Origin of the sequence: Collinsella aerofaciens (assembly GCF_040926405.1) — a bacterium.
Lineage (GTDB): Bacteria > Actinomycetota > Coriobacteriia > Coriobacteriales > Coriobacteriaceae > Collinsella.
On sequence record NZ_JBCOIG010000001.1, the window covers coordinates 7,676 to 33,177 of the forward strand.

The window sequence follows — 25,502 nt, forward strand, 5'->3', positions numbered from 1 at the left end:
GGATAATTTTGCTGCGGCCGCCAAACCGGACATCCGGGGTAGTCAATTTGGGACGGGGCTTTTTTAGCTACCCTTTGGCTGACGGTGAATGAATTAGGCCGAATGAATCTCAACCGATATATAGGGGTAGCTAAAATAGCCCCGTCCCAAATTGACTACCAATGCCGTGTCGGACGGAAGGCAGCAACCCCCCGTCCAAAAAAGACTAGTTATTGAAGCGGGATTGGCGGCCGAAGGAAAGGGCGGTGTCGCCGAATTTGTCTCGGACGGCGTCGATGGCGACGGAGAGGTCGCGGCGGTCGCTGGATTGGGCTCCGCGGTCATCGATCTCGCAGAACAGGTCAGTCTGGATGCCGCCTTGGTGGTCGAAGTCGCTCATGCCGATGCCCGCTAAGCGAACATGCATGCCATCCTGCCAGATGTTGTCGAGCAGTTCGAGTGCAACCGCCACGAAGATGTTCTCATCGTCGGTCGGATGAGGCAGCCGGCGCTGTGCCGTACGCCCGCTGCCATACGAATACTTAAGCTTGAGCGTTACCGTGGCACCCGTCAGCCCCTGACGGCGCAGGCGGCGTCCCACTGACTCTCCCAACAGCGCAATCGCCGCCTCAATATCCCCACGCTCAGTCAAATCTTTCGCAAAGGTGCGTTCATTACTGACCGACTTGACCTCACGCTCTTCATCGAGACTCGTGACTTCGGAGATTTCGAGTCCTTGCGCACGCTGGCGCATGCGTTCGCCGTTGACGCCAAAAATAGAGGCCAAGGTGGATTCCGGTGCACGTGATAGCTCGTCGAGGGTGTAGATGCGCATGCGGCGCAGTCGCTCCTCGGCCGAGCGCCCGATGCCGCTCATGGCAGATACCGGCAGCGCGGCCAAAAAGCGCTGCTCGGTTCCGGGGCGCACGATGGTCAGCCCAAACGGCTTATCCCGCTCGCTTGCGATTTTTGCGACCGTCTTGTTGCAGCCCACGCCAATGGAGCATGTCACTCCCAGCTCTGCCACGCGACCGCTTATACGCCGCGCAACCAGCAGCGGGTCTTCGGGCGCAAAGCGACCCGGTGTGATATCGATGAAGGCTTCGTCGATGGATACGCGCTCAACGCGCGGGGTCTCGTCGGCGAGAATTGCCATAACGTGCGCGCTCACCTCGCGGTAGCGATCAAAGTGCCCGTGCGTCCAAATGGCTTGCGGGCACAAGCGCCGCGCCTCGGCTGAGGGCATGGCGGAGTGCACGCCAAAGCGACGTGCCTCATACGAACACGTGGACACGACGCCACGCGAATCGGCGTCTCCGCCCACGATGAGCGGCTTGCCGCGCCATTCGGGATGATCGAGCATCTCCACGCTCGCAAAAAACGCATCGAGGTCCATCAGGCCCACCGCCGGACCCGTCCAGGGAGGCGGCGTGACGCCTGTGGCATCCTCATAACCGTATGTATGTTCGCGTCTTTCCATGTCATGAGTATACCGCGCAGCTCATGTGGGGTGCGTGTATGTGCTTGCAAATCCCGAATTCTTGTCTAAGATATGGATTTGCCCTCGACTACACCGAAGAAGTTGGTCTCACGGACTTCACCTGCCCGCGTCGATGGCGTATTATGTTCAACTGTTTGTTTGTAGTTGCAGCCTAAAGCTGCTTGGTTGGAGGAGTTTCCTTTGGCAGTCAAGATTCGCCTTGCTCGTCACGGCGCTAAGAAGCGTCCGTACTACCGTGTCGTCGTCGCCGATTCCCGCGCCCCGCGTGACGGTCGTATCATCGAGGAGGTTGGCCGCTACAACCCGATGACCGCCCCCAAGACCATCAACCTCGACCTCGAGAAGATCGCCGACTGGCAGTCCAAGGGCGCTCAGCTCACCGACGCCGTCGCCGCTCTGGTCAAGGCCGCCAACGAGGGCGAGAAGACCGAGACCGTCGTCAAGAAGTCCAAGAAGCAGCTCGCCAAAGAGGCCGAGGCCGCTAAGGCTGCCGCTGAGGCCGCTGAGGGCGCCGAGGAGTAAATCGTGCCTGAGGTTGACGCTGCACAGCTCGAGGGTGAGGCAATGCTCTCAGATCGCATCGCCGATCTCGTCGAATATCTCGTTGTTCAGATCGTCGACGACCCGGATTCCGTGAGCCTTGAGGTCATCGATGGTGACGACGCCTCTACGATTGAGGTTTCGGTCGCCGAGGATGACGTCGCTAAGGTCATCGGCCGTCGTGGCCGTACCATCAAGGCCATTCGCACGCTCGCCCGTGCACTGGCCGCTCGCCTCGACACTGCTGTCGAGGTAGAGGTTCTGGGCTAGGACCTTGAGGTCCCAGTACAAAAACATCGCCCGTGTGGTCAAGCCGCACGGAAGGAAGGGGGAGGTCCTCGCGCAGCCGCTGCGGGGGCTTCCTTCTGTATTAGAGCCTGGTATGCGCGTCGCCCTGACGCCGCCGGCGCTCAAGCGCGACCGCTTTTGCACGGTCGTGTCCGTCACCGATACGGGCGATGGCGATCTGGTCTCGTTTGAGGGCATTGACGACTTGACGGCCGCCGAGGGCATCACGGGATGCTACGTGCTGGCAAATCGTGACGACTTTGAGCTCGATTCGCTCGACGCTGCCTATACCGACCTGATGGGTCGCGAGGTGGTCGACGAGCGCTTCGGTTCGCTCGGCACGATCGTCGAGATCATGTCGACGCTCGCTAACGATGTTTGGGTTGTCGAGGGCGATCGGTACGGCGAGGTACTGATTCCCGTGATCGAGCAGGTCGTGCTCGATCTTCCCGACACAGGAACAATTTCCGTCCACGTTATGGACGGCCTGATCGATATGGACAAGTAGGGAGGACAACATGCTGATCGAGACCCTTTCGGTCTTTCCCGAGATGTTTGAGCCCGTCATGTCCACATCGATCTTGGGCCGCGCCCGCAAGGCCGGCCTTTTTGATTTCAAGGCGTATAACCTGCGCGACTGGACGCACGACCGCCATCGTACCGTCGATGACGAGCCGTACGGCGGCGGGCAGGGCATGCTCATGAAGGTCGAGCCTATCGCAGAGGCCATCGAGGCCATTGGCGCAGAGGGTCCCAAGCCCACGGTTGTGTTCTTCACCCCCTGTGGCGAGCCCTTTACGCAGCATGTGGCCGAGCGCCTGCTCAAAAGTGAGCGCCTGCTGTTTGTGTGCAGCCGCTACGAGGGCGTCGACGAGCGCGCGTATGCGTATGCCGATGAGCGTCTGTCGATCGGCGACTACGTGCTCACGGGCGGCGAGCTTCCCGCTATGGTCGTTGCCGATGCCGTCGTACGCCTGATTCCCGGCGCCCTGGGCGACGAGATGAGCAATGTGGACGAGTCATTCTCGACCGCCGAGGACGGAGGACTGCTCGAGTACGCGCAGTACACCCGCCCCGCCGAGTTCAACGGCGAGGGCGTGCCGCCGGTGCTTGTGAGCGGCGATCACGCCAAGGTCGATGCCTGGCGTCGTAAGAACGCCATCGAGCGCACCTGCCGCTGGCGTCCCGATCTGATCGAGACAGCGCGGCTCACGCCCGAGGAGCGCGCTTACGCGCAGGAGATTTTGGACGCTTCGTATTCGCAGAGCGAGGAGTGAGAATGGTTCCTACGCAACATTCCGCGTTGAGGGGTGCTTTTGAGTGGATCGCGGTCATCGCGATCGCACTGGTCGCCACCTTCTTGATTCGCTCGTTTGTGGTCGAGCCCTTTGTGGTGCCCACCGGCTCTATGGAGGACACAATCGAGATTGGCGACCAGATCCTGGCGCAAAAGGTGAGCCTCGAGCTCGGTCAGCCCGTCAAGCAGGGCGATATCGTGGTGTTTCACAACCCCGATGGCACCTCCGAGCATGATGTTCTTGTCAAGCGCGTTATTGCCACGGCCGGCCAGACGGTCGACCTGCAGGATGGCAAGGTGGTCGTTGACGGCCAAGCGCTCGACGAGGACTATACGACGGGCATGAGCTGGCCACTTTCGGTCCAAGCGCCCGGCGCTCAGGTAAGCTATCCCTACACCGTTCCCGACGGGTGCGTGTGGGTGATGGGCGACAACCGCGAAAACTCTGCCGACTCACGCTACTTTGGTCCCGTCGATCGCTCTGATTTGATCGCTGTGGCGCTTGTGCGCTACTGGCCGCTCAACCGCATCGGCGCTATCGACTAAAAACCGCTATAGTACAGTACCTAACCGTGTAATCGTTTCGACGAGGGGATATTAGAGGCATGAACGCTTCATCGCTTTCCTTCCAAGACATCATCCTGCGCCTCCAGCAGTACTGGGGCGAGCAGGGCTGCGTCATTATGCAGCCCTATGACTCCGAGGTCGGTGCCGGTACCTTCCATACCGCGACCACGCTGCGCTCGCTCGGTCCCGCCGAGTGGCGCACCTGCTATGCGCAGCCCTGCCGCCGTCCCGCCGACGGCCGCTACGGCGAGAACCCCAACCGCATGCAGCACTACTATCAGTTCCAGGTGCTCATCAAGCCGTCGCCGGTCAACGCCCAGGAGCTCTACCTAGGTTCGCTGGCCGCCATTGGCCTGGATCCCAACGACCATGACGTCCGCTTTGTCGAGGACGACTGGGAGAGCCCGACGCTCGGCGCCTGGGGCCTTGGCTGGGAGGTCTGGCTCAACGGCATGGAGGTCACGCAGTTTACGTACTTCCAGCAGGTGGGCGGCATCGAGGTCGATCCCGTGCCCGTCGAGATCACCTATGGCCTGGAGCGCATTGCCATGTACGCTCAGGGCGTCAACTCCGTCTACGACCTGGTGTGGAGCTACCTGCCCGACGGAACGCCCATGACCTATGGCGACGTGTTCCTCGAGAACGAGCGCGAGTTCAGTGCCTATAACTTTGAGGTCGCCAACGTCGAGATGATGCGTCAGAAGTTTGACGACTACGAGGCCGAGTGCCACTCCTGCCTGGAGCGCAAGCTGCCGCTGCCGGCATATGACTGCGTCATGAAGTGCAGCCACGCCTTCAACCTGCTCGATGCCCGTGGCGCCCTGTCCGCGGTCGAGCGCGCTAACTACATCCTGCGCGTCCGCGCCGTCGCTAAGGCGTGCTGCGAGGCCTATATGGCCGAGGTCGCCGAAGTCAACGAGAATGCCGATCAGGAAGGCGAGGTGGCGTAAGCCATGGCAGACGCTAAGGATTTCCTGTTTGAGATCGGTACGGAGGAGATGCCCTCCGCGCCGCTGAACAATGCCGTCAAGCAGCTTGGCACCATGATCGCCAAGGGTCTCGACGAGGCCGGTCTGGCCCACGGCGAGGTCCGCGTGATCTCGAGCCCGCGTCGCCTGGCTGCGCTCGTGGCTAACGTCGCCACCGCGACCGATGAGGTTCACGAGGTCAAGCGTGGTCCCGCGGCAAACATTGCCTTTGATGCCGACGGCAACGCCACCAAGGCCGCCCAGGGCTTCGCTCGCAAGTGCGGTGTGGCTGCCGAGGACCTGGTCCGTCGCGAGGACACTGACGGTCGCGAGTATGTGTTCGCCGAGAAGAACATTCCCTCCGCACCGGCTACGCCGATTCTGACCGCTCTGTGCGAGAAGACCATCGCCGGCCTGCAGTGGCCCAACTACCGCAGCCAGCGTTGGGGTCACGAGCATGCGACCTTTGTTCGTCCGGTCCGCTGGATCTGCTGCCTTTTGGGCGAGGATGTTGTGCCCGTGTCGTTTGCCGACGTGACGAGTGGCAACACCACGCGTGGTCATCGCGTACTTGGCCCTGGTGACCATGTGGTCGCCAGCCCCGCCGTCTACGAGCAGGTGCTCGAGGACGCCGGCGTGCTTTCTGCCGAGCGTCGTCGTGAAGCCATCCTTGCCGGTATCGCCGAGGTCGAGGCTGCGCGCCCCGGTTGCCATGTCGACACGCCCAAGAAGGTCTTCGAGGAGGTCATCAACCTCTGCGAGTGGCCGACGGTGCTTGTCGGTACCTTCGATGAGGAGTTCCTCAAGGTCCCGCACGAGATCATCTGCGAGTCCATGCTCACCAACCAGCGCTACTTCCCGATCTATGACGGCGAGGGCAAGCTCACGCGTGAGTTCGTGGTCGTCTCCAACAGCAAGCCCGAGAACGCCGAGCGCGTGATCGACGGCAACGAGCGCGTCGTGCGTGCCCGTCTGGACGATGCCAAGTTCTTCTACGAGGAGGACCTGAAGATTTCCCTCGACGAGTTCCGTGAGCGTCTGGCCAAGGTCGCCTTCCAGGAGAAGCTCGGTAGCGTGCTCGCCAAGTCCGAGCGTATTGAGCAGCTCGCGCTCGCCATCGCCCGCGAGGCCCATCTGGGCGCCCACCTTGCCGCCGATGCCGCTCGCGCCGCTCACCTGTGCAAGGCCGACCTTGTATCCAACGCCGTCGTTGAGTTCACGAGCCAGCAGGGCGTTATGGGCGGTTATTACGCTTCCGCGATGGGGGAGAACGACGAGGTCGCCCACGCCATTCGCGATCACTATCGTCCCCGCTTTGCCGGCGATGAGCTGCCCGAGGGCACCGCTGGCTGCATCGTGGCCTGTGCCGACAAGCTCGATACCATTGCGGGTATCTTTGCCATCGGCGAGCCCCCGACCGGCTCGTCCGACCCGTACGCGCTGCGTCGCGCCGCCATCGGCATCATCAACATCCTGCGCGACCGTCTGCCGATCGACCCCACGTCGCTCATCGACTTTGCGCTCGAGCTCTATAGCGAGCAGGGCATTGAGTTCGACGCCGCCGAGGTCGCCCAGCAGGTTCGTGACTTCTTCCACGGCCGTCTGGTGAGCATGGCCCGCGACGAGAAGATTCCGGCCGACACCGTTGCCGCCGTCTCCGCGGTGCACATCATTGCCCCGTCGCTCTTCTTCGCCCGCTGCGCCGCCCTCGATGAGGCCCGCAAGAACGACGCCGAGACCTTCGACAACCTGGCAACCGCCTACGCCCGCGCGGCGCACATCTCCAAGCCCGAGCTGGGCGCGGAGTATGATCGCGCCCTGATGGGCGAGGTCGAGCTTGCGCTTGCCGATGCCTCCGAGGCCGCTCAGACCGCCGTCGACGCCGCTCTCGCCGCCGAGGATTATCCTGCCGCGTTTGCCGCTCTGGCCGCCCTGCGCGCGCCCATCGACCGTTTCTTCGATGAGGTCATGGTCATGGACAAGGACGAGCAGCTCCGCGATAATCGCCTTAAGCTGCTCAACCGCTTCGAGGCCGTTTTCTCCGGCATCGCCAACATCGGTGAGCTTGCCCGCAAAAAGTAAGCCAGCCTGCGCATAAGCGCAAAAGGAGCCCCGCATGGATTGCCCGGTCACCGCTCGTCCCACCGTTATCGTTATCTCCGACTCGCTCGGTGATACCGCTTGTGAGGTGGTGCTTGCGGCGTCCGGGCAATTTGATGAAGGGGCTTTTCGTCTCTTGCGCCTGCCCAAGGTGAACTCGGTGGAGCAGGTCAAGTCGTTTGTGGGTCCGCGCGTCGATGCGGACCATCGTGATATTGCCGTGTTCCACACTATCGTCGACCCAGCGCTTCGCGCCCGCGTGCTCGATTATCTGGGCATGCTGCACATTCGCTCGGTCGACCTGATCGGCCCGACGCTTGCCGTGCTGTCGTCGCTTATTGGCGTGCCTCTCAAGGGCGTTGCGGGTGTGATTCACAAGACCGACGATCGCTATTTCCATCGTATCGAGGCTATGGAGTATTTCGTTGAGCACGATGACGGGCGCGGCTGCGATGATCTGTCGGATGCCGATATCGTGCTGCTGGGTGTATCCCGCACGTCCAAGACGCCGCTGTCGATGTATTTGGCCTATCAGGGCTACAAGGTCGCCAACGTTCCGTTGGCCCAGGGCATAGAGCCGCCCAAGTCGATTTACGAGGTCGATCCGATGCGGTTGTTCGGCCTAATTTCGACCGTCGATGTGATTGCCGAGATTCGCGATAGCCGCCTGGGCGACGACTATGCCCGCGCCGTCGCCGGCTCTTATGCCGAGCCCGAGAGCGTGCGCGGCGAGCTCGAGGAGGCTCGTGCCCTCATGAAACGTCTGGGTTGCTTTGTGGTGCGCACCGACGGCAAGGCGATCGAGGAGAGTGCCTCCGAGATCATTGCCCACCTCGAAGAAATTCAAGAGGCAAGAGCCCGCCGTGCCGCCCGCCGCACCCAACAAAGCTAGCTTATTGGATTAGCTTAAAAAACCTGATACTGATAAAGCGATTTAGCAAATAACTTGCATTTGACCTGCGAGTTTCTTGTAGTGGTATCTCCATAAGGTAACCACCTTTACCTACCGTTTACCGCCGCATTTACCACGTTTACCAAACCGCGCATCCTCTTCTCATGTCGGCATAAAGCCCGCCGTATAGTTCCCTCACGGCCCGTAACCGGCGGGTCGATTCGTCACCACGGTCGTGCGCGAGAGCGTATGGAAGGGGAAGTATCGTGAGCGATTGCAAGAGGGTTTACCGTTTTGGGACCGACGCCCAGGGCGCCTGTGTCACTGAGGGCGACAAGTCCATGAACTTCGTGCTTGGCGGCAAGGGCGCAAACCTTGCCGAGATGAGCCGTATCGGCCTGCCGGTTCCCGGTGGCTTTACCATTACCTGCCAGACCTGTGTCGAGTACTCCGGTGCCGGCAACGTGTGGCCCGAGGGCGCACTCGATGAGATCGTTGCTGCCGAGGCAGACCTCGAGGCCCGTTGCGGCAAAAAGCTCGGCGACGCCTCCGATCCGCTGCTCGTGTCGGTTCGCTCGGGCGCTCCGTTCTCCATGCCCGGTATGATGGACACGGTCCTCAACTTGGGTCTCAACGACGACTCCGTTCAGGGTCTCATTGCCCAGACGCAAAACCTGCGTTTTGCCTGGGATAGCTACCGCCGCTTTATCCAGATGTTCTCAAACGTCGTCATGGGTGTCGATGCCGACCTGTTCGAGAACGCCCTGACCCAGGCCCGCCTGGTCGCCGGCGTTCGCGTCGACTCCGAGCTTTCGGCCGAGGACCTGCAGGAACTCGTCGAGACCTTTAAGGGCATCTTCTCCGAGAACGTCGATGCCGCCCTGTATCCCGAGCTCGAGGTCGCTGACGGCAAGCCCATCTTCCCGCACGACCCGGAGCTTCAGCTACGCCTTGCCATCCAGGCCGTCTTTGGCAGCTGGATGAACGAGCGTGCCTGCATCTACCGCAAGCAGCATGGCATTTCCGACGACCTCGGCACCGCCGTCAACGTGCAGGCCATGGCCTTTGGCAACAAGGGCGAGACCTCTGCGACCGGCGTCGCCTTTACGCGCAACCCGGCCGACGGCACCAAGGAGTTCTACGGCGATTTTCTGGTTAACGCCCAGGGCGAGGACGTCGTCGCCGGCATCCGCAACACCGAGCCCATTGCCGACCTCAAGACCACCCCGGGCCTCGAGTCCGCAGGTGAGGAGCTCGAGCGCGTGTTCCTGACGCTCGAGGATCATTATCGCGATATGTGCGATATCGAGTTCACCATCGAGCAGGGCAAGCTCTGGATGCTCCAGACCCGCGTGGGCAAGCGCACCGCCACCGCCGCCCTGCGCATCGCTATCGAAATGGTCGAGGAGGGCCTGATCACCCGCGAGGAGGCCGTGAGCCGCATCGATCCCGCGCAGCTCGACCAACTCCTGCACCCGCAGTTTGACGCCTCCAAGAAGTACGAGGCGCTGGCCAGCGGTCTGAACGCCAGCCCCGGTGCCGCCGTGGGCGAGGTCGTGTTCTCGAGCGATGACGCCGTCGCGCGCGCCAACGAGGGCCACAAGGTCATTCTGGTTCGTTGGGAGACCAACCCCGACGACCTGAAGGGCATGGTCGCCGCCGAGGGCATCCTGACCAGCCACGGTGGCAAGACGAGCCATGCCGCCGTTATCGCCCGCGGCATGGGTACGCCCTGCGTCTGCGGCGTTGAGCGCTTCCATATTGACGCCGCCGAGAAGGTCGTGCGCATCGAGGGCAGCGACCGCGTACTGCACGAGGGCGATGTCATCTCCATCGACGGCACCCAGGGCATCGTCGTCGACGGTCCCGTCGACCTGGCCTCCGCCGAGCTTACCGGCGACCTGGACACCATCCTGTCCTGGGCCGACGAGATTCGCCTGGACGAGACCTGTGGCCATGCCAACCATGTGCGCGTCAACGCCGACAATCCCGAGGATGCCGAGCTCGCCCTCGAGTTTGGCGCCGAGGCTATTGGCCTGTGCCGCACCGAGCACATGTTCCTGGGCGATCGCAAGAACATCATCCAGAGCTTTATCCTGTCTGACGATGAGACCGTGAAGCAGCAGGCCCTGGCCGACCTGCTCAAGGTTCAGACCGAGGACTTCCTGGCGATGTTCAAGACCATGTCCGGTCGCGATGTGGTCGTCCGGCTGCTCGATCCGCCGCTTCATGAGTTCCTGGATGATCCTCGCGAGCTCGAGGTCGCCATCACCAAGAAGGAAGCCGCTGGCGCCAACGAGGAAGAGCTTGCCGCCCTGCGCACCCGTCTGCGTCGTATTGACGGTATGGTCGAGTCCAACCCGATGCTCGGCCTGCGCGGTGTGCGCCTGTCCGTCGTCTTTAGCGATCTGCCGCTCATGCAGGTTCGCGCCGTCGCTACGGCTGCTGCCCGTCTTATCAAGGAAGGCGTCGATCCGCGCCCTGAGATCATGGTTCCGCTCGTTTCCATCACGGCCGAGCATGTCCAGATCCGCGAGGTTATCGAGCGCGTAATCGCCGAGGTTTCCGACGAAGAGGCCGTCGAGCTCAATATTCCCGTGGGCACGATGCTCGAGCTGCCGCGCGCCTGCATGGTCGCTGACGAGATCGCCCATTATGCAGACTTCTTCTGTTTTGGCACTAACGACCTCACCCAGACGACCTTCGGTTTCTCGCGTGACGACGCCGAGGCTAAGTTCATCCCGCTGTACATGCATAAGAAGATCCTGAAGGACAATCCCTTCGAGACCATCGATACCGCGGTGCTCGAGCTGGTGCGCATGGCCGTCGAGAAGGGCCGCGCCACCAACCCCGACATGCACTTTGGCGTGTGCGGCGAGCACGGCGGCGACCCCAAATCCATTAAGGGCCTGTTCAACGTGGCCGACGTGGACTATGTGTCCTGCTCGCCCTACCGCGTGCCCCTCGCACGCCTGGCTGCCGCCCAGGCCAAGCTCGAGGCGAAGCGCTCCGCGTAACGTTTTGGGTTCAGACGCCTAACGTAGCCCCCCTTCATGCCGTCCGTCTCATTCGTGAGGCGGACGGTTATCATGTGCGGGTTTTGTCTTTTTGTCTGCGTAAAAAATTGTTCTTGCAGCAGAAACCCGCGCGTGTATACTCGAATACGTTTGTTCAACTACGTGCCGGCCAAGGTGGTACGGCACCTCTAGAAGAGTAAGGAATTGCACATGGATTACATCCGCGCAATCGAGCGTCAGCAGATCCGCGAGGACATTCCTCAGGTTCGCGTCGCCGACAACGTCAAGGTTCACTACCGCATTAAGGAAGGCGACCGCGAGCGCATCCAGGTCTTCCAGGGCGACGTCATCCGCATGGCCGGCGCCGGTGCCCGCGAGACCTTCACCGTCCGCAAGATGTCCTTCGGTGTCGGTGTTGAGCGTACCTTCCCGCTTCACAGCCCCAAGATCGCCAAGCTCGAGGTCGTTCGTCATGGTCGCGTCCGTCGCGCCAAGCTGTACTACCTCCGCGACAAGGTGGGCAAGGCTGCTCGCATCCCCGAGAAGCGCTAAGAAGATCGCAGCGTCTGTCCACTCGTTTGGACACAAGGGCCACCTTCGGGTGGCCCTTCTTTTTATCTGATTTGCATGCAAGGAGGGCCTGGTATGGCCAATATGACGAGCTCGGTTTCGGCATCGCAGGTTGCCGGAGAGCTAGCGAGCGCAACGTTTGAGGAGATCCCCGCCCTCGTGGAGCATTATCGCGAGGACCCGCGCCAGCAGGTGATCAAGGCTTGCGAGCGTGCCCTTAAGCGCCATGCCAAGGAGCTTGCCGAGCGCGAGCGCGTCAACGGCATGTACGAGCTTATGCATGAGCTCGGCGGTGATGGCGTGGTCGTGGGCGTCGACGAGGTGGGCCGTGGCTCGGTAGCGGGGCCCTTGACCGTGTGTGCCGTGTGCCTTCCGATGGAGCCGCGCATCTGGGGCATCAACGATTCCAAAAAGCTCACGCCGGCGCGCCGCGAGCTGCTCTCGGTTAAGATTGCCGAGGTGGCGACTGCTATCGGCTTTTGCCATATCGCTCCTGCAGATATCGATGAGATGGGTATGGCCCGCGCCATCCGCGCTGCCGTTGCGGGTGCGGTGGCCGATACGGGACTTGAACCCGACTGCGTCCTCATGGATGGCAACCCCTTGGGCGCCGTTCCCAATGAGCGCGACGTGGTGAAGGGCGATGCCAAGATCGCCTGTATCGCCGCGGCATCCATCATGGCAAAGGTCACGCGTGACGAGATGATGGTCGAGTACGACGCCGAGTACCCCGAGTACCATCTGGCCGAATCGAAGGGCTATGCGAGCCCCGAGCACATCGAGGCCATTCGAAAACATGGACTTTGTCCACTGCATCGTGTGAGCTTTTGCGGAAACTTTCTGCAGACTGAGCGCCTTTTCTAGGTCAATTGTGGAGACAGGGACCTCTAGGGTTTTATAAACCTGCTGGTAGCGGGCCGTATGCAACAGCATTGCTGCGTACGGCCCTTTTTTTGACGGCATTTGGTCAGCTTTTGGTTTGCTTCCTGTACTTACCCGCATGAAAGGTGCCCTCATCATCGGGGCAATGCAGTGTGCGGGAAAGGAGACCCCATGAGTGCCGCAAGCAAAAAGAGCAAGACGCAGCAGCTCAAGGAGCGTTGGGAAAACGGCGAGCTCGACTGCGGGGCGATGACGCCCGAGTTTATCAAGGGACTCAGTCCCCGTGAGCTGGGCATGCTGGGCGAGCTGATCACCATCGACTACTTTAACGAGCGCGGCTACACCTTGCTGGAGCAGGGTTATCGTTGCACCGAGGGCGAGGCCGATCTGGTGCTGCTCGATGAGCTTGACGATGTCGTGGTGATGGCCGAGGTCAAGACCAGGCGCGTCGCCCTGGATTGCACCACGCGGGTCTTTCCCGAGGAGGCCGTGGATGCCCAAAAGCAGCGTCGGTATCGCCGTATCGCAAGTTGCTATCTCATGGAGCACTATCCGCTCAAGGCGATCCGCTTCGATGCAGTGGGTGTCACCATTCGCGGCGGGCATATCGCCGAGATCGAGCATCAGTACAACGCGTTCGATTGGCAGGTGTCGTGATGGCGTTCGAGACGTTTGCCGTTCACGCGGCCTGCATCCGCGGCGTCGAGGCGATTCACGTCACGGTCGAGGTCTCGCTTGCCGGCGGCGTTCCGGGCATTCAGATGCTCGGCATCCCGAGTATGGAGGTGATGGAGTCACGCGGTCGTATTCGCTGCGCGATGCGCTCCGCCGGGTTCGAGATCCCGCGCTCGGGCATTACCGTTAACCTGGCACCCGGCGATATCCGCAAGACCGGTAGCGGCTTTGACCTGCCCATCGCCATCGCGGTTCTAGCGGCCGATGAGCAGATTCCCCGTGACAACCTCGATCGCTGCCTTATCGCAGGTGAGCTTGGTCTGGACGGTACGGTGCTTCCCGTCAAGGGCGAGGTGGCGTTTCAGCTATTGGCTCGCGACATGGGGCTGTCTTTTATCGCCGGCAGGTCCGACCAGCATGTGCCACTCGCGGGCGTAGATTGCGGCTTTATCGACCATCTGTCTCAGCTTGCTCACGGCATGGGCGATGCCGCACGGCACTACTTGGATTCCGAGGGTGTCGAGGCGACCTTTGAGCCCGAGCTCGACTATGCAGACGTGCTGGGGCAGGAAGTCGCTAAACGCGGCATGGCGCTTGCGGCGGCAGGAGAACTCGGCTTGCTCATGATCGGGTCTCCGGGATCGGGCAAGACGATGCTCGCACGCCGTATGACCGGCATCCTGCCCGAGCTTTCCGTTGAGGATCAGCAGGAGGCACTGTGCATCCATTCGGTTTTGGGTGAGAACATTGATGGCTTGTTGGCGGGGCACCGCCCCTTCCGCAGTCCCCACCACAGTATTTCGACCGCAGGCCTTATCGGCGGCGGGCGCCCGGTGCACCCGGGTGAGATCAGCCTTGCTCATGGCGGCGTGCTCTTTTTGGACGAGCTTGCCGAGTTTCCCACTGGCGTGCTGCAGACGCTGCGTCAGCCCATCGAGCGCGGCTACGTGAGGATCGTACGCGTCGACGGGGCTTTTACCTTCCCGTCGCGCTTTCAGCTGCTGGCTGCGAGCAATCCCTGCCCCTGCGGCTTTTTGGGCGATCGCGAGGTACCGTGTCGCTGCTCGGCGGCGATGGTCGAGCGCTATCGGTCTAAACTGCGCGGTCCCTTGGCCGACCGTATCGACATGATGATCGATGTGACCCGTCCCGACCCTCAAGTGATTATCGAGGGTGCGGAGGGTATGTCGTCGGCCGAGTTACGTGACTACGTTGTGCGCGGTCGTGCCTTTCGCGCCTGGCGCGAGTTCCGTATGGACGATGCGGATGCCGAGGCCGAGGATGACGAGACGCGGTCTATTGACGGCGTCGTTTCGACCTTCGAGCTCGATGATGCTGCCGAGAAATGCGTACTTGGCCTATCCAAACGCACGCATCTCACGGGCCGCGGCATCGTACGCCTGGTGCGTATCGCGCGTACAATCGCTGACGTCGCCGAGAGCGAGCAAGTGACGCAGGACCACGTGCTCGAGGCGGCGATGTACCAGGGAAGGAGGGACCAATGATAGCTGAGGGGACCTTCGAGCTGCATCCAGGTGATGCGTTGTATCCCGAGAGCGTTTTGGAGCTATCTGATGTACCCCAGACGCTCTATGTGCGCGGCAACCCCGAGGTGCTTTCGACGCCCGCGCTCTCCATCATCGGTGCGCGAAAGGCCTCGCCGTATGGTCTTGCCGTGGCAGAGCTTGCGGCGAAGGTGGCGGTTGAGGCGGGAGTGACGGTAGTTTCGGGCGGTGCGGTCGGTTGTGACCAGGCCTCGGGTTGGGCTGCGGTCAACGCCGGCGGCAAACACGTCGTGGTGCTGGGGACGGGCGCCGACGTGGTCTACCCGCGTTCGAGCGCGGGGCTTATTACGCGCACGCTCGATACGGGCGGCGCGGTCGTGTCGATCTCTCCGTGGGGCATGGGTCCGCGCAAGTTTGCCTTTCCGCGTCGCAATCGCGTGATCGCGGCCCTGTCGCAAGCCCTCTTTGTATCCGAGGCGGGTATGCCTTCCGGGACGTTTTCTACAGCCGAGGCTACTATGGATTTGGGGCGCGAACTTCTTGCCGTGCCGGGGTCGATCCTATCGCCCGAGTCGCGTGGCACGAATTACCTCATTGCGAACGGTGCCTGCTGCATTGTCGACGAGGAGTCCATCGAGATGGCTATCTCTCGCATATACGGCACCCTGCGCTACTCGCGCCCCGATGCTCCCGGCATTGCCGACCTGAATCCAACACAGCAGACCGTGATGCATGCGCTCATCGCCTCTCCGCTCAAGGTCGACGACATCGCGGCGCTCGTCTCACTCGATGCTGTCGGCGTACTCAAACTCTTGGGTTCGCTTGAACTCGAGGGCCTTATCGAGCGCATGATGGATGGAAGGTATGCGCCCTCCAAGTTTGCCCTTCACGCCCAGACGCCCTTCGGTCACAATGGAAAACGTGTCAATTAGAAAGGTGTTTGCAGATGCAGTTCGATCAGGTGACGGTTATCGGTGGCGGTCTGGCGGGTTCGGAATGCGCGATCCAGCTGGCAGACCGCGGGTTTGCCGTAAAGCTGTGCGAGATGCGCCCCCAGGTGAGCTCCCCGGCTCACCATACCGATCACCTGGCAGAGCTCGTCTGCTCCAATTCGTTTAAGTCGACCCGTCCGGATTCCGCGGCTGGTTTGCTGAAGGCCGAGCTTGAGCGCATGGGTTCAGTCCTGCTCGACTGCGCCCATCGCGCTGCTGTTCCCGCTGGTGGCGCCCTGGCGGTCGACCGTGTTACATTCTCCGAGCTCGTCGAGGCTGAGGTTGCCGCCCGCCCCAATATCGAGGTCGTTCACGGCGAGGTCACCCAGATCCCCGAGGGCCACGTGGTCATTGCCGCGGGCCCGCTGTGTTCACCGCCGCTGAGCGAAGAGGTCATGAAGCTCGTCGGTGGCGACGCCCTTGCGTTCTTCGATGCCGCGGCGCCGATCGTCGATGCCTCCACGCTCGATATGGACGTGCTGTTTTCGCAGTCGCGCTACGAGGAGCAGGGGAGCGGCGACTATCTCAACGCTCCGCTCAACAAGGAGGAGTACGAGGCCTTTATCGAGGCGCTCACCACGGCCGACCGCGTGGTGCTCAAGGACTTTGAGGGCGGCGATCTGTTCCAGGCCTGCCAGCCTGCCGAGGAGGTTGCGCGCACCGGCAAGGACGCCATTCGCTTTGGCGCCATGAAGCCCGTCGGCCTCACCGACCCGCGTACCGGACGTCGCCCTTGGGCGGCGATTCAGCTGCGTGCCGAGAACAAGGAGAAGACCGCCTATAACCTGGTGGGCTTCCAGACCAACCTGACCTTTGGCGAGCAGAAGCGCGTCTTCCATATGGTGCCGGGCCTGGAGAACGCTGAGTTCTTCCGCTACGGTGTCATGCACCGCAATACCTTTGTCGACGCCCCGCACGTGCTCGATGGCACCTTTGCCGTGCCCGGTACCGGCGTGCGCCTGGCCGGTCAGATCACCGGCACCGAGGGGTACATGGAAGCCGTGGCGACCGGTCTGCTCGCGGCGCTCAACACCTATGCAGAGGCTATCGGCGCCGATTCCGTCGAGTTGCCCCGCGTGGGCGCCCTGGGTGCGCTCGTGGGCTATGCGACCGATCCTGCCACCGTGGGCTATCAGCCCATGCATGTCAACTTTGGCCTGGTGCCGCCGCTCGAGGACGGTAAGCGCCGCAGCAAGCGCGACCGCTATCAGGCCTATGCGGACCGTGCGCTCGAGGCCCTCGATGCCTACTTGGCCACGCGTTCCGACTTGTTTGGAGGCGACCGGTCATAGCCTTTGACCTGTACGACACCGTCGACTCTTTTATCGCCTATATCGCACGCGTTGAGGGGCTTTCTCCCAACACGGTGACGGCCTATGGCTCGAGACTGGAGCGCTTTGCTGCCTGGTGCGAGCGCGAGGATATTGATGCTTTCGCTGCCGACGTGCGCACCATTCGTCGCTATCTTGCTGAGCTTTCGCGTGAGCAGGTAGCTCCCCGAACGCTTGCGGCGCACCTGTCGGCTATCCGATCTCTCTATCGCTGGATGGCTGCCGAGGGGATTGTCGAGGGCGATGCGGTCTCGGCGATCGCGTCGCCCAAGCTGCCGCGTGACCTGCCGGGCGTCCTTACGACCCAGCAGGTCGAGGCGCTGCTCAAGACGCCTGATACCTCAACACCCGCGGGACTGCGCGATGCGGCGATGCTCGAGTTGCTCTATGCCTCGGGTGCCCGCATCTCAGAGCTTGCGGCGCTCAATGTGGAATCCATCTCATGGTCCGAGCGCACGCTGCGCCTGTGGGGCAAGGGGAGCAAGGAGCGTATCGTCCCTCTGTATCGTCGTGCGCTCGATGTGACGCGTCTCTATATTGAAGAGGGGAGGCCGGAGTTGCTCGCTCGGGCAAAGCGCCGCGACCTCGCTACCGGGCCGCATCCGCTGCTTATATCGGCGCGCGGCAATCGCATGAGCTCCGCGATGCTCCGGCGGCGGTTCCATACGCTGGCGACGCTCGCCGGCATTCCGGCTGACATCGCCCCGCATGCGATGCGCCATACCTTTGCGACCGACTTGCTCGAGGGCGGTGCGGACCTGCGCTCGGTTCAAGAGCTGCTAGGTCATGCGAGCCTGTCCACGACGCAGATCTACACGCATCTCACACCCGATCGGCTTAAACGTGCCGTGGCTCAAGCCCATCCCCGCGGCGAATAGTGGCTGGGACGTCCCGCGCCGCACTCAGGTGTGTGGTTTTGATTGCGGGTTGGCAGGAAGAGGCATTCCTGCTATCATTCATCGGGTTGCTTCACGGCAACATGTTTTTATCACGCACGCGCGGCTACTTCATACCGTGGTGCCCGGGCTTTGGTAGCACATGTCCGGGTTGGTTTTGGAGGATGACCCCGCGCGGAGGCAAACCACAGGAGGTTTAACATGGCTACCAAGATTAATATCCGCACCCTGCTCGAGGCCGGCTGCCACTTCGGTCACCAGACCCGTCGCTGGAACCCCAAGATGAAGCCGTTCATCTTCGGTGAGCGCAACGGCATCTACATCCTCGACCTCAAGCAGACCATCCTCGACGCCGACCAGGCCTACACCTTCGTCAAGAACGTCGCCAAGGGTGGCAACGTGCTGTTCGTCGGCACCAAGAAGCAGGCTCAGGAGGCCGTCAAGAACGCTGCTGAGCGCGCCAACATGCCTTACATCAACCAGCGTTGGCTCGGCGGTATGCTGACCAACTTCGTCACCATCCGCTCCCGCATCAACCGCATGGAGGAGCTCGAGGCCATGGTCGAGGACGGCCGCATGGCTGTTCTGCCTAAGAAGGAGCAGGCTGTTCTCGGCAAGGAGCTCACCAAGCTCCAGACCAACCTCGGTGGCGCCCGCGACATGAAGGGTCTGCCCCAGGCTCTCTTCGTCATCGACACCAAGCGCGAGGAGAACGCCATCAAGGAGGCTCAGCGCCTGAACATCCCCGTCGTCGCCCTGATCGACACCAACTCCGATCCCGACGAGGTCGAGTACGGCATCCCCTGCAACGATGACGCTATCTCCGCTGTCACCCTTATGTGCGAGCTCATGGCTGACGCCTGCCTCGCTGGCTCTGGTAAGGAGCAGGTCTCCGAGGCCGAGATGGCCGCTGAGCCCAAGGCCGAGTAAATCAGTCTTAGTTAATTCTTTTTCATCTCTTTGAAAGGAACCACAATGGCCCAGATTACCGCCGCTATGGTCAAGCAGCTCCGCGAGATGACCGACTCCCCGATGATGGAGTGCAAGAAGGCTCTCGTCGAGGCTGACGGCGACATGGACGCCGCTGTCGACGTTCTGCGTAAGAACGGCCTTGCCAAGGCTGCCAAGAAGGCTGGCCGTGAGACCAACGAGGGCGCTGTCGCCGCGTTCGTCTCCGAGGATGGCAAGACCGGCGCTCTGCTCGAGCTCTCCTGCGAGACCGACTTCGTTGGCTCTAACGCCAAGTTCACCGGCTTTGCTTCCAAGGTCGCTGAGGTTGTCGCTACCACCGAGCCTGCTGACGTCGACGCTCTGCTCGAGAAGCCGATGGGCGAGGAGACCGTTTCCTCCGAGCTCACCGAGATGATTCACATCATGGGCGAGAACATGAAGATCTCCCGCTTCGCTGCCCGCAAGGCTGAGAACGGCGCGCTCGCTTCTTACATCCACATGGGTGGTAAGATCGGCGTCCTCGTCGAGTTCGCCTTCGAGAAGGCTGAGACCGCTCAGGCTGAATCCTTCAAGACCTTCGCTCACGACGTTGCCCTTCAGGTTGCCGCCGTCGCCCCGATCTGCGCTACCCGCGATCAGGTTCCGGCCGAGACCGTCGAGCACGAGAAGCAGATCTACATGGCTCAGGCTGCCGAGTCCGGTAAGCCCGAGGCTATCCAGGAGAAGATGGCTGTCGGCCGTCTGGAGAAGTTCTACAAGCAGTCCGTGCTCACCGAGCAGGAGTTCATCAAGGACAGCTCCCTCACCATCAAGAAGTACGCTGAGCAGGTCTCCAAGGAGCTCGGCGACACCATTACCGTCGTTGCCTTTGACCGTCTGGTCCGTGGCGAGTAAATAAGCTCTTGTAGCTGGTAATGAGCAGGCTGTGGGTTTTACTCACAGCCTGCTTTTTCATGGCTCTTCTTAGAGCCTTTGATAGAATGTTGAGAGTTCAATCTAAAGGAGGATCGCTTTGTCCGACATCCGATATAAACGCGTGCTTCTTAAGCTTTCCGGCGAAGCGCTGATGGGCGACGGCCAATATGGCATCGACCCCAAGGTTACCGACCATCTTGCTAAGCAGGTCAAGGAGCTGCTCGCCGTTGGCCATGAGGTCGGCGTCGTTGTCGGCGGCGGCAATATTTTCCGCGGCATGGCAGGCGCTGCCGGTGGCATGGAGCGTGCTCAGGCCGACTACATGGGCATGCTGGCAACCGTTATGAACGCGCTCGCCCTGCAGGATGCCTTCGAGCATAACGATGTTCCCTGCCGCGTGATGAGCGCTATCCAGATGAACGAGATCTGCGAGCCCTATATTCGCCGTCGCGCCATCAACCACCTTTCCAAGGGCAACGTCGTTATTTTTGCCGCCGGTTCGGGCAATCCGTACTTTACGACCGACACCGCCGCGGCTCTTCGTGCGTGCGAGATCGGCGCCGAGATTCTGATTAAAGCCACCAAGGTTGACGGCATCTACGATAAGGATCCCGTCAAGTGCGCTGATGCCGTCCGTTTTGACAAGATTACCTATCACGAGGTTCTCGTCCGCGGTCTGCAGGTTATGGATTCCACCGCTACGGCACTGTGCCAGGATAACCGTATGCCGATTTTGGTCCTCAACATCGATGGCGAGGACACCGTCAAGCGCGCGCTCGCGGGTGAGCCCGTCGGCACGCTCGTCTATCAGGAGGATTAAGCATGGCAGAGAACATCACCGCCCATATGGACAAGTCGCTCGAGTCCCTCAAGCATAACTTCTCCAAGGTCCGTACCGGCCGCGCCAATGCCAACATTCTGTCCGACATCACCGTCGATTATTACGGTGTTCCCACGCCGGTCACGCAGGTTGCCGCCGTCAAGACCCCCGAGGCCCACATGCTGCTCATCGAGCCGTGGGACAAGGCACTCATCAACGCTATCGTCAAGGCCATCGGCGCTTCCGATCTGGGTATTACCCCCAACTCCGATGGCACCGTCGTTCGTCTGCCGTTCCCGGCTCCCACCGAGGAGCGCCGTCGCGAGCTCGTCAAGGAGTGCCGCGAGTACGCCGAGCAGGCCAAGGTGTCTATCCGTAACATCCGTCGCGACTTCAACAACAAGCTTGAGCGCGATAAGGAGCTCACCGAGGACGATGTCCGTCGCGAGCAGGCCAAGGTCCAGAAGCACACCGATGAGTATGTCGCCAAGGTCGAGGAGCTTCTGAAGGAAAAAGAAGCCGAGGTCATGGAGATCTAAGGTGCAATACGACGAGCATAAACTGGTCGAGTACTTTGCCGACGCCCCTGCGGGCGTCGGTTTTTCCGACCTTGACCTCAATAACATTCCGCACCATATCTCGTGCATCATGGACGGCAATGGTCGTTGGGCCACATCGCGCGGTCTTGCACGCACCGAGGGCCACAAGGCGGGTATCGTCTCCCTTCGTGAGATTATTACCGCCTGCGTGCGTCTGGGCGTCGACGTGCTTTCGGCCTATGCGTTTTCTACCGAAAACTGGAACCGCCCGCAGCATGAGGTCAACGTCTTGATGCACCTGTTTGCCAAGACGTTTATCGACGAGCTGCCGCTTCTGAAGCGCGAAAACGTGCGCGTTGTCTTTTTGGGTGACATTTCCGCGCTGCCCAAGAAGACCCGCGACGTTTTTGAACGCGGTCTTGCCGAGTGCGCCAATCACACCGGCATGACGCTGGCGCTTGCCGTCAACTACGGCGCGCGTGCCGAGATTACCCGCGCTGTCCGTCAGATCGCACTCGACGCTGCCGCCGGTAAGATCGATCCTGGCGCAATTGATGACGACATGGTGGCTTCCCACCTCTATACCGCCGGCCTTCCCGATCCTGAGCTTGTGATTCGCACTTCTGGTGAGCTGCGCCTTTCGAACTATCTGCTGTGGCAGGTGGCTTATTCCGAATTCTACGTCACCGATACCTATTGGCCCGACTTTGATCGTTGGGGCCTTGTCGACGCCATTTTGGCCTATCAGGGCCGTGACCGTAGGTTTGGTGGACTGAGCAAGACCGAGGAGGCTTAATCGTGTCCGATCGTCCCAAGGCATCTGCTCCCAAGACGCCTGCGCGCAAAGCTGCCACTGCGGGAACGCCTGCAGTGAAGAGCGGCACCGGTTCGTGGCTGGCGGGCTTTATTACCCGTGCCGCCGCCGGTATCGTCTACGCCGTTGTCTTTATCCTGTGCCTGGTTTTGGGTATCGTGCCCACGGCCATCTTTGTTTCCGTCATGAGCGGTCTGTGCTGCTATGAGTTTTTCCGTATGACAAGGCTCGATGGCAAGATGGCTAACGAGCGCATGGGTATCGCTGCCGCCGTGCTCTTTCCGCTGTCGGCGTTGGGCGATTCGATGCTGCTGAATGCCCTGCTTTTTGCCCTGATGCTCGCTGTGGGCATTTGGTATGTCTGGTCGCCGCGTACCCGTATATCCGATGTTGCCGTGACACTCATGGGTCCCATCTACACCGGTTTTATGCTGTCGGCTATCGTGCTGCTGCGCGATGCCGTGCCCGGTTTTGCCGGCGCCCTGCTTTCGGTGGGTGTTTGCGCGTCTCTCTGGGTCTCCGATTCGTTTGCCTATATCGTGGGTAGCCGTATCGGCAAACACAAGATGGTTCCCAAGATCTCTCCCAAAAAGAGCTGGGAGGGGTTTGTTGGCGGCATCCTGGGCTCGGTTTTGATTTGGCTCATCCTGTGGGCGACGCATTTCTTCAAGCTCAGCCTGCCCTATGCGCTGCTGTGCGGCGTGGTCGTGTCCATTCTGGGCGTTATCGGCGACCTTATCGAGTCGCGCATCAAGCGCGGTGTGGGCGTCAAAGATTCCGGCAACCTTATCCCGGGCCACGGCGGCATGCTCGATCGTAGCGATTCGCTTATCTTCGGCTGCATCACCGCGCAGCTGATGCTGATGATCGGAGGCGTGCTGTAATGTCATTCCAGACGACGTATGGCCCCGATGGACGCCTCCGTGTTGCCATCCTGGGTTGTACGGGCTCCATCGGCACCCAGGCGCTCGATGTGTGCCGCCAGCATGCCGATCGCCTGCAGGTGACGGCGCTGTCCGTTAACTCCAGTACCTCCGAGCTTGTTGCCGCTGCCCGCGAGTTCTCGGTTTCGGCGGTTGCCGTGGCCGATGTCGCTCATGGCGATGACGCCGTGCTGCAGGAGTTGCCCGAGGGAACGAAGCTCGGCGTTGGCGCGCAGGCGGTTTGCGAGCTCGCGCGTCGCGACGATGTCGACTGCGTACTCGTCGCTATTGTGGGTGCCGCCGGTCTCGAGGCGAGCCATGCGGCCTTGACCTCGAATAAGCGTCTTGCCCTTGCCAACAAGGAGTCCCTCGTCGTCGGTGGCGACTTGCTTATGCCGTTGGCGCAACCGGGCCAGTTTATTCCAGTCGACTCTGAGCACTCCGCCATCTACCAGTGCTATCTGGGGGAGAACCCGCGCGAGGCTCATTGTATTTGGCTCACCTGCTCGGGCGGTCCGTTCTTTGGCCGCACGCGCGACGAGCTAAATCGCGTGACGCGTGCCGATGCCCTCGCACATCCCACGTGGGCCATGGGTGCTAAGATCACCATCGACTCCGCCACCCTCATGAATAAGGGCCTGGAGCGCATTGAGGCCATGCATCTGTTTAACTGCGACCTCGATTTCATTAACGTGGTCGTGCAGCGTCAGTCCAAGATTCACTCTATGGTCGAGTTTGCCGACGGCTCCGTGATGGCGCATCTCGGTGCTTCCGACATGCGTATTCCCATCCAGTTCGCGTTCTCGTATCCCGAGCGTTGGGATACCCCGGCGCCTCGTATCGATTTCCGCGAGCTGGGGCAGCTCACGTTTGATGCTGCCGACATGGATACCTTCCGCTGTCTGGCACTGGCCGAGCGTGCCGGCAAGACGGGTGGCACCATGCCGTGCGTGCTCAATGCCGCCAACGAGGTCGCCGTCGATGCCTTCCTGCACGATGGCTGCAGCTTTACCGATATCGATCGCATTGTGGAATCCTGCATGGATGCCCACGATATGCAGGCGGTCGATTCGTTTGAGCAGCTTCGCGACATCGATGCGTGGGCGCGTGAAAAGGCTGCGCAGGTACTCTCCGCAACCCGTTCCTAACCCATAAGGATTGCTTTTTCGTTTTATGGATACTGTTCTGAGCGTTCTCTCATCGGTCTTTTGGGGCCTGCTGATGCTTTCCGTCCTCGTGTTTTTGCACGAGGGCGGCCACTTTTTGGCGGCGCGTGCCTGCGGCGTCCGTGTGACCGAGTTCTTTTTGGGCCTGCCGTGCCGCTTTGACATCCATTACACGTCGCGTCGCATTGGAACCAAGTTTGGCGTGACCCCGCTGCTGCTGGGTGGCTACGCTGCCATCTGCGGTATGGATCCGACCGATGTCTCCTGCGCCGATCGCGTGCTCGCGGCTATCTACCGTCATGGTCGCGTGACCGTGGCCGACCTTGCTGTCGAGCTCGAGCTTTCCGAGGAGGATGTGCTCGAGGCTTGTGCTCTGTTGCTGGGCTGGGGCTCCATCGCTCCCTGGTATGAGGAAGGGGAGAAACCCTCGCCGAGCTACTATCCCACCAAGTATCAGACGCTGCCGCGAGACGCGGCGGGTTACACCACCTTTGACGGCCGCCGGTTCGATCGAGAGCATGCGACTGCCGAGGGCGATGTGTGGGAGCTGCCGTGCGGCGAGGCTGATTTCTTGGCGCAAGAGCGCTCGCACACTTATCTTGGCCAGGGCTTTCTCAAGCGCGCCTTTATGCTGCTCGCGGGCATTCTCGTCAATATCCTGACGGGTTTTTTGCTGCTTATGAGCATCTATTCCATTGCGGGCGTCACCGTGCCGATCGATACCAACGTGATCGGTCAGGTTGACGAGGGGTCTATTGCCGCCAAGGCGGGTATCGAGGCTGGTGATGCGATCCTTTCGGTTGACGGTGTATCGTGCTCCACATGGATGAACGTTTACGATGCCATCGGCAAGGCCGCCGGTAAGGACGATATCGCCATCGAGTACGAGCGTGACGGCAAGCAGCATTCGACCACGGTTGCGCTCAAAGAGGACGAGCGCCTAGGTGTGTATGCCTCTACGCAGGTAGTCCGTTTGGACCCCATCACCTCGGCGCGTCTGTCATTCTCCTATGTTGTGCAGACCGCGGAGGGCGTGATGCGCCTGCTCCAGCCGCAGCATACGATGGAGATTCTCGATCAGTCTTCTTCGATCGTGGGTATTAGCGTTATGTCCTCACAGGCTGCTGCTGCCGGTCCTGCCACATTCCTTTCGTTTGCCGCCCTCATTTCGTTCTCGCTTGGCTTTATGAACCTGCTGCCCATCCCACCACTCGATGGCGGCAAGCTGGTCATCGAGATCATTCAAAAGATTGTGGGCCGCGAGCTTCCGCTCAAGGTCCAGACGATTGTGAGCTATGTGGGCATCGCGCTCTTTGTGCTGCTGTTTGTCTATATGCTTCGTTCCGACATCCTTCGATTTATTCTGTAGGGGAG

At 61.1% G+C, this 25,502-nt stretch carries 25 protein-coding genes; 24 read left to right on the forward strand and 1 reads right to left on the reverse strand.

All coding sequences use genetic code 11. The features are described 5' to 3' along the window. Nucleotides 1-205: 205 nt before the first annotated feature. Nucleotides 206-1,459 carry a DNA polymerase IV gene (dinB, locus tag AB5758_RS00050; protein ID WP_368141138.1) on the reverse strand — a complete coding sequence of 418 codons (1,254 nt, stop codon included), beginning with the start codon at nucleotides 1,457-1,459 and terminating at the stop codon, nucleotides 206-208. A gap of 201 nt (nucleotides 1,460-1,660) precedes the next feature. Here dinB and rpsP point away from each other — a divergent pair, with 201 nt between their 5' ends. The 24 genes from rpsP (at nucleotide 1,661) to AB5758_RS00170 (ending at nucleotide 25,497) form a co-directional block, all read left to right on the forward strand. Then, the gene (gene rpsP / locus AB5758_RS00055; RefSeq protein WP_022094749.1) at nucleotides 1,661-2,002 is read left to right on the forward strand and encodes a 30S ribosomal protein S16; all 342 of its coding nucleotides are present in this window, start codon (nucleotides 1,661-1,663) and stop codon (nucleotides 2,000-2,002) included. 42 nt (nucleotides 2,003-2,044) lie between these two features. Beyond that, nucleotides 2,045-2,290 carry a KH domain-containing protein gene (locus AB5758_RS00060; protein WP_171021534.1) on the forward strand — a complete coding sequence of 82 codons (246 nt, stop codon included), beginning with the start codon at nucleotides 2,045-2,047 and terminating at the stop codon, nucleotides 2,288-2,290. Nucleotides 2,291-2,324: 34 nt separating this feature from the next. Beyond that, the gene (gene rimM / locus AB5758_RS00065) at nucleotides 2,325-2,816 is read left to right on the forward strand and encodes a ribosome maturation factor RimM (protein ID WP_225094251.1); all 492 of its coding nucleotides are present in this window, start codon (nucleotides 2,325-2,327) and stop codon (nucleotides 2,814-2,816) included. 10 nt (nucleotides 2,817-2,826) lie between these two features. After that, nucleotides 2,827-3,585, forward strand: coding sequence for a tRNA (guanosine(37)-N1)-methyltransferase TrmD (trmD, locus tag AB5758_RS00070; protein WP_138374986.1), 759 nt, complete (start codon nucleotides 2,827-2,829; stop codon nucleotides 3,583-3,585). A gap of 2 nt (nucleotides 3,586-3,587) precedes the next feature. Next, nucleotides 3,588-4,151, forward strand: coding sequence for a signal peptidase I (lepB, locus tag AB5758_RS00075; RefSeq protein WP_138374987.1), 564 nt, complete (start codon nucleotides 3,588-3,590; stop codon nucleotides 4,149-4,151). A gap of 59 nt (nucleotides 4,152-4,210) precedes the next feature. Next, nucleotides 4,211-5,122, forward strand: coding sequence for a glycine--tRNA ligase subunit alpha (locus AB5758_RS00080; RefSeq protein WP_138374988.1), 912 nt, complete (start codon nucleotides 4,211-4,213; stop codon nucleotides 5,120-5,122). A 3-nt stretch (nucleotides 5,123-5,125) separates the two neighbouring features. Continuing rightward, nucleotides 5,126-7,222, forward strand: a complete 2,097-nt coding sequence (gene glyS / locus AB5758_RS00085; protein WP_368141137.1) for a glycine--tRNA ligase subunit beta — start codon at nucleotides 5,126-5,128, stop codon at nucleotides 7,220-7,222. Between the two features lie 34 nt (nucleotides 7,223-7,256). After that, a complete protein-coding gene (locus tag AB5758_RS00090) occupies nucleotides 7,257-8,132 on the forward strand; it encodes a pyruvate, water dikinase regulatory protein (protein WP_347478520.1) in 876 nt (291 codons plus the stop codon). A 266-nt stretch (nucleotides 8,133-8,398) separates the two neighbouring features. Then, nucleotides 8,399-11,149, forward strand: coding sequence for a pyruvate, phosphate dikinase (gene ppdK / locus AB5758_RS00095; protein WP_368141136.1), 2,751 nt, complete (start codon nucleotides 8,399-8,401; stop codon nucleotides 11,147-11,149). 210 nt (nucleotides 11,150-11,359) lie between these two features. Then, nucleotides 11,360-11,701, forward strand: a complete 342-nt coding sequence (gene rplS / locus AB5758_RS00100) for a 50S ribosomal protein L19 (RefSeq protein WP_006236098.1) — start codon at nucleotides 11,360-11,362, stop codon at nucleotides 11,699-11,701. A 93-nt stretch (nucleotides 11,702-11,794) separates the two neighbouring features. Continuing rightward, a complete protein-coding gene (rnhB, locus tag AB5758_RS00105; protein ID WP_138374168.1) occupies nucleotides 11,795-12,583 on the forward strand; it encodes a ribonuclease HII in 789 nt (262 codons plus the stop codon). A gap of 189 nt (nucleotides 12,584-12,772) precedes the next feature. Next, on the forward strand, nucleotides 12,773-13,258 hold the full coding sequence (locus AB5758_RS00110; protein WP_055285132.1) for a YraN family protein: 486 nt from the start codon (nucleotides 12,773-12,775) through the stop codon (nucleotides 13,256-13,258). Next, nucleotides 13,258-14,781, forward strand: coding sequence for a YifB family Mg chelatase-like AAA ATPase (locus tag AB5758_RS00115; protein ID WP_138374169.1), 1,524 nt, complete (start codon nucleotides 13,258-13,260; stop codon nucleotides 14,779-14,781). Before AB5758_RS00110 ends, AB5758_RS00115 begins: the two co-directional genes overlap by 1 nt. After that, a complete protein-coding gene (locus AB5758_RS00120) occupies nucleotides 14,778-15,713 on the forward strand; it encodes a DNA-processing protein DprA (protein ID WP_138374170.1) in 936 nt (311 codons plus the stop codon). Before AB5758_RS00115 ends, AB5758_RS00120 begins: the two co-directional genes overlap by 4 nt. A 14-nt stretch (nucleotides 15,714-15,727) precedes the next feature. Then, a complete protein-coding gene (trmFO, locus tag AB5758_RS00125; RefSeq protein ID WP_368141135.1) occupies nucleotides 15,728-17,065 on the forward strand; it encodes a methylenetetrahydrofolate--tRNA-(uracil(54)-C(5))-methyltransferase (FADH(2)-oxidizing) TrmFO in 1,338 nt (445 codons plus the stop codon). Nucleotides 17,066-17,073: 8 nt separating this feature from the next. Next, nucleotides 17,074-17,982: a tyrosine recombinase gene (locus tag AB5758_RS00130; protein WP_229108111.1), complete on the forward strand. Its 909-nt coding sequence runs from the start codon at nucleotides 17,074-17,076 to the stop codon at nucleotides 17,980-17,982. Between the two features lie 219 nt (nucleotides 17,983-18,201). Then, nucleotides 18,202-18,930, forward strand: coding sequence for a 30S ribosomal protein S2 (rpsB, locus tag AB5758_RS00135; protein ID WP_006236109.1), 729 nt, complete (start codon nucleotides 18,202-18,204; stop codon nucleotides 18,928-18,930). 45 nt (nucleotides 18,931-18,975) lie between these two features. After that, complete coding sequence (gene tsf, locus AB5758_RS00140) at nucleotides 18,976-19,845, forward strand: translation elongation factor Ts (RefSeq protein ID WP_022094736.1); 870 nt, start codon at nucleotides 18,976-18,978, stop codon at nucleotides 19,843-19,845. Between the two features lie 118 nt (nucleotides 19,846-19,963). Continuing rightward, complete coding sequence (pyrH, locus tag AB5758_RS00145) at nucleotides 19,964-20,686, forward strand: UMP kinase (RefSeq protein ID WP_040359955.1); 723 nt, start codon at nucleotides 19,964-19,966, stop codon at nucleotides 20,684-20,686. Between the two features lie 2 nt (nucleotides 20,687-20,688). After that, nucleotides 20,689-21,225 carry a ribosome recycling factor gene (gene frr / locus AB5758_RS00150; protein ID WP_368141134.1) on the forward strand — a complete coding sequence of 179 codons (537 nt, stop codon included), beginning with the start codon at nucleotides 20,689-20,691 and terminating at the stop codon, nucleotides 21,223-21,225. 1 nt (nucleotide 21,226) lies between these two features. After that, nucleotides 21,227-22,021, forward strand: a complete 795-nt coding sequence (gene uppS / locus AB5758_RS00155) for an undecaprenyl pyrophosphate synthase (RefSeq protein WP_055309876.1) — start codon at nucleotides 21,227-21,229, stop codon at nucleotides 22,019-22,021. A gap of 2 nt (nucleotides 22,022-22,023) precedes the next feature. Further along, nucleotides 22,024-22,923, forward strand: coding sequence for a phosphatidate cytidylyltransferase (locus tag AB5758_RS00160; RefSeq protein WP_271736527.1), 900 nt, complete (start codon nucleotides 22,024-22,026; stop codon nucleotides 22,921-22,923). Then, nucleotides 22,923-24,110: a 1-deoxy-D-xylulose-5-phosphate reductoisomerase gene (gene dxr, locus AB5758_RS00165; RefSeq protein ID WP_368141133.1), complete on the forward strand. Its 1,188-nt coding sequence runs from the start codon at nucleotides 22,923-22,925 to the stop codon at nucleotides 24,108-24,110. Before AB5758_RS00160 ends, dxr begins: the two co-directional genes overlap by 1 nt. Before the next feature lie 25 nt (nucleotides 24,111-24,135). Continuing rightward, nucleotides 24,136-25,497, forward strand: coding sequence for a M50 family metallopeptidase (locus AB5758_RS00170; RefSeq protein WP_195644953.1), 1,362 nt, complete (start codon nucleotides 24,136-24,138; stop codon nucleotides 25,495-25,497). Nucleotides 25,498-25,502 lie beyond the last annotated feature (5 nt).

Excerpts from the sequence above, each read along its gene's own strand:
- dinB (WP_368141138.1), bottom strand. The coding sequence starts at position 1,459 with ATGGAAAGACGCGAACATACATACGGTTATGAGGATGCCACAGGCGTC.
- AB5758_RS00060 (WP_171021534.1), top strand. The coding sequence starts at position 2,045 with ATGCTCTCAGATCGCATCGCCGATCTCGTCGAATATCTCGTTGTTCAG.
- trmD (WP_138374986.1), top strand. The coding sequence starts at position 2,827 with ATGCTGATCGAGACCCTTTCGGTCTTTCCCGAGATGTTTGAGCCCGTC.
- lepB (WP_138374987.1), top strand. The coding sequence starts at position 3,588 with ATGGTTCCTACGCAACATTCCGCGTTGAGGGGTGCTTTTGAGTGGATC.
- AB5758_RS00080 (WP_138374988.1), top strand. The coding sequence starts at position 4,211 with ATGAACGCTTCATCGCTTTCCTTCCAAGACATCATCCTGCGCCTCCAG.
- glyS (WP_368141137.1), top strand. The coding sequence starts at position 5,126 with ATGGCAGACGCTAAGGATTTCCTGTTTGAGATCGGTACGGAGGAGATG.
- AB5758_RS00090 (WP_347478520.1), top strand. The coding sequence starts at position 7,257 with ATGGATTGCCCGGTCACCGCTCGTCCCACCGTTATCGTTATCTCCGAC.
- rplS (WP_006236098.1), top strand. The coding sequence starts at position 11,360 with ATGGATTACATCCGCGCAATCGAGCGTCAGCAGATCCGCGAGGACATT.
- rnhB (WP_138374168.1), top strand. The coding sequence starts at position 11,795 with ATGGCCAATATGACGAGCTCGGTTTCGGCATCGCAGGTTGCCGGAGAG.
- AB5758_RS00110 (WP_055285132.1), top strand. The coding sequence starts at position 12,773 with ATGAGTGCCGCAAGCAAAAAGAGCAAGACGCAGCAGCTCAAGGAGCGT.
- AB5758_RS00115 (WP_138374169.1), top strand. The coding sequence starts at position 13,258 with ATGGCGTTCGAGACGTTTGCCGTTCACGCGGCCTGCATCCGCGGCGTC.
- AB5758_RS00120 (WP_138374170.1), top strand. The coding sequence starts at position 14,778 with ATGATAGCTGAGGGGACCTTCGAGCTGCATCCAGGTGATGCGTTGTAT.
- trmFO (WP_368141135.1), top strand. The coding sequence starts at position 15,728 with ATGCAGTTCGATCAGGTGACGGTTATCGGTGGCGGTCTGGCGGGTTCG.
- rpsB (WP_006236109.1), top strand. The coding sequence starts at position 18,202 with ATGGCTACCAAGATTAATATCCGCACCCTGCTCGAGGCCGGCTGCCAC.
- tsf (WP_022094736.1), top strand. The coding sequence starts at position 18,976 with ATGGCCCAGATTACCGCCGCTATGGTCAAGCAGCTCCGCGAGATGACC.
- frr (WP_368141134.1), top strand. The coding sequence starts at position 20,689 with ATGGCAGAGAACATCACCGCCCATATGGACAAGTCGCTCGAGTCCCTC.
- dxr (WP_368141133.1), top strand. The coding sequence starts at position 22,923 with ATGTCATTCCAGACGACGTATGGCCCCGATGGACGCCTCCGTGTTGCC.
- AB5758_RS00170 (WP_195644953.1), top strand. The coding sequence starts at position 24,136 with ATGGATACTGTTCTGAGCGTTCTCTCATCGGTCTTTTGGGGCCTGCTG.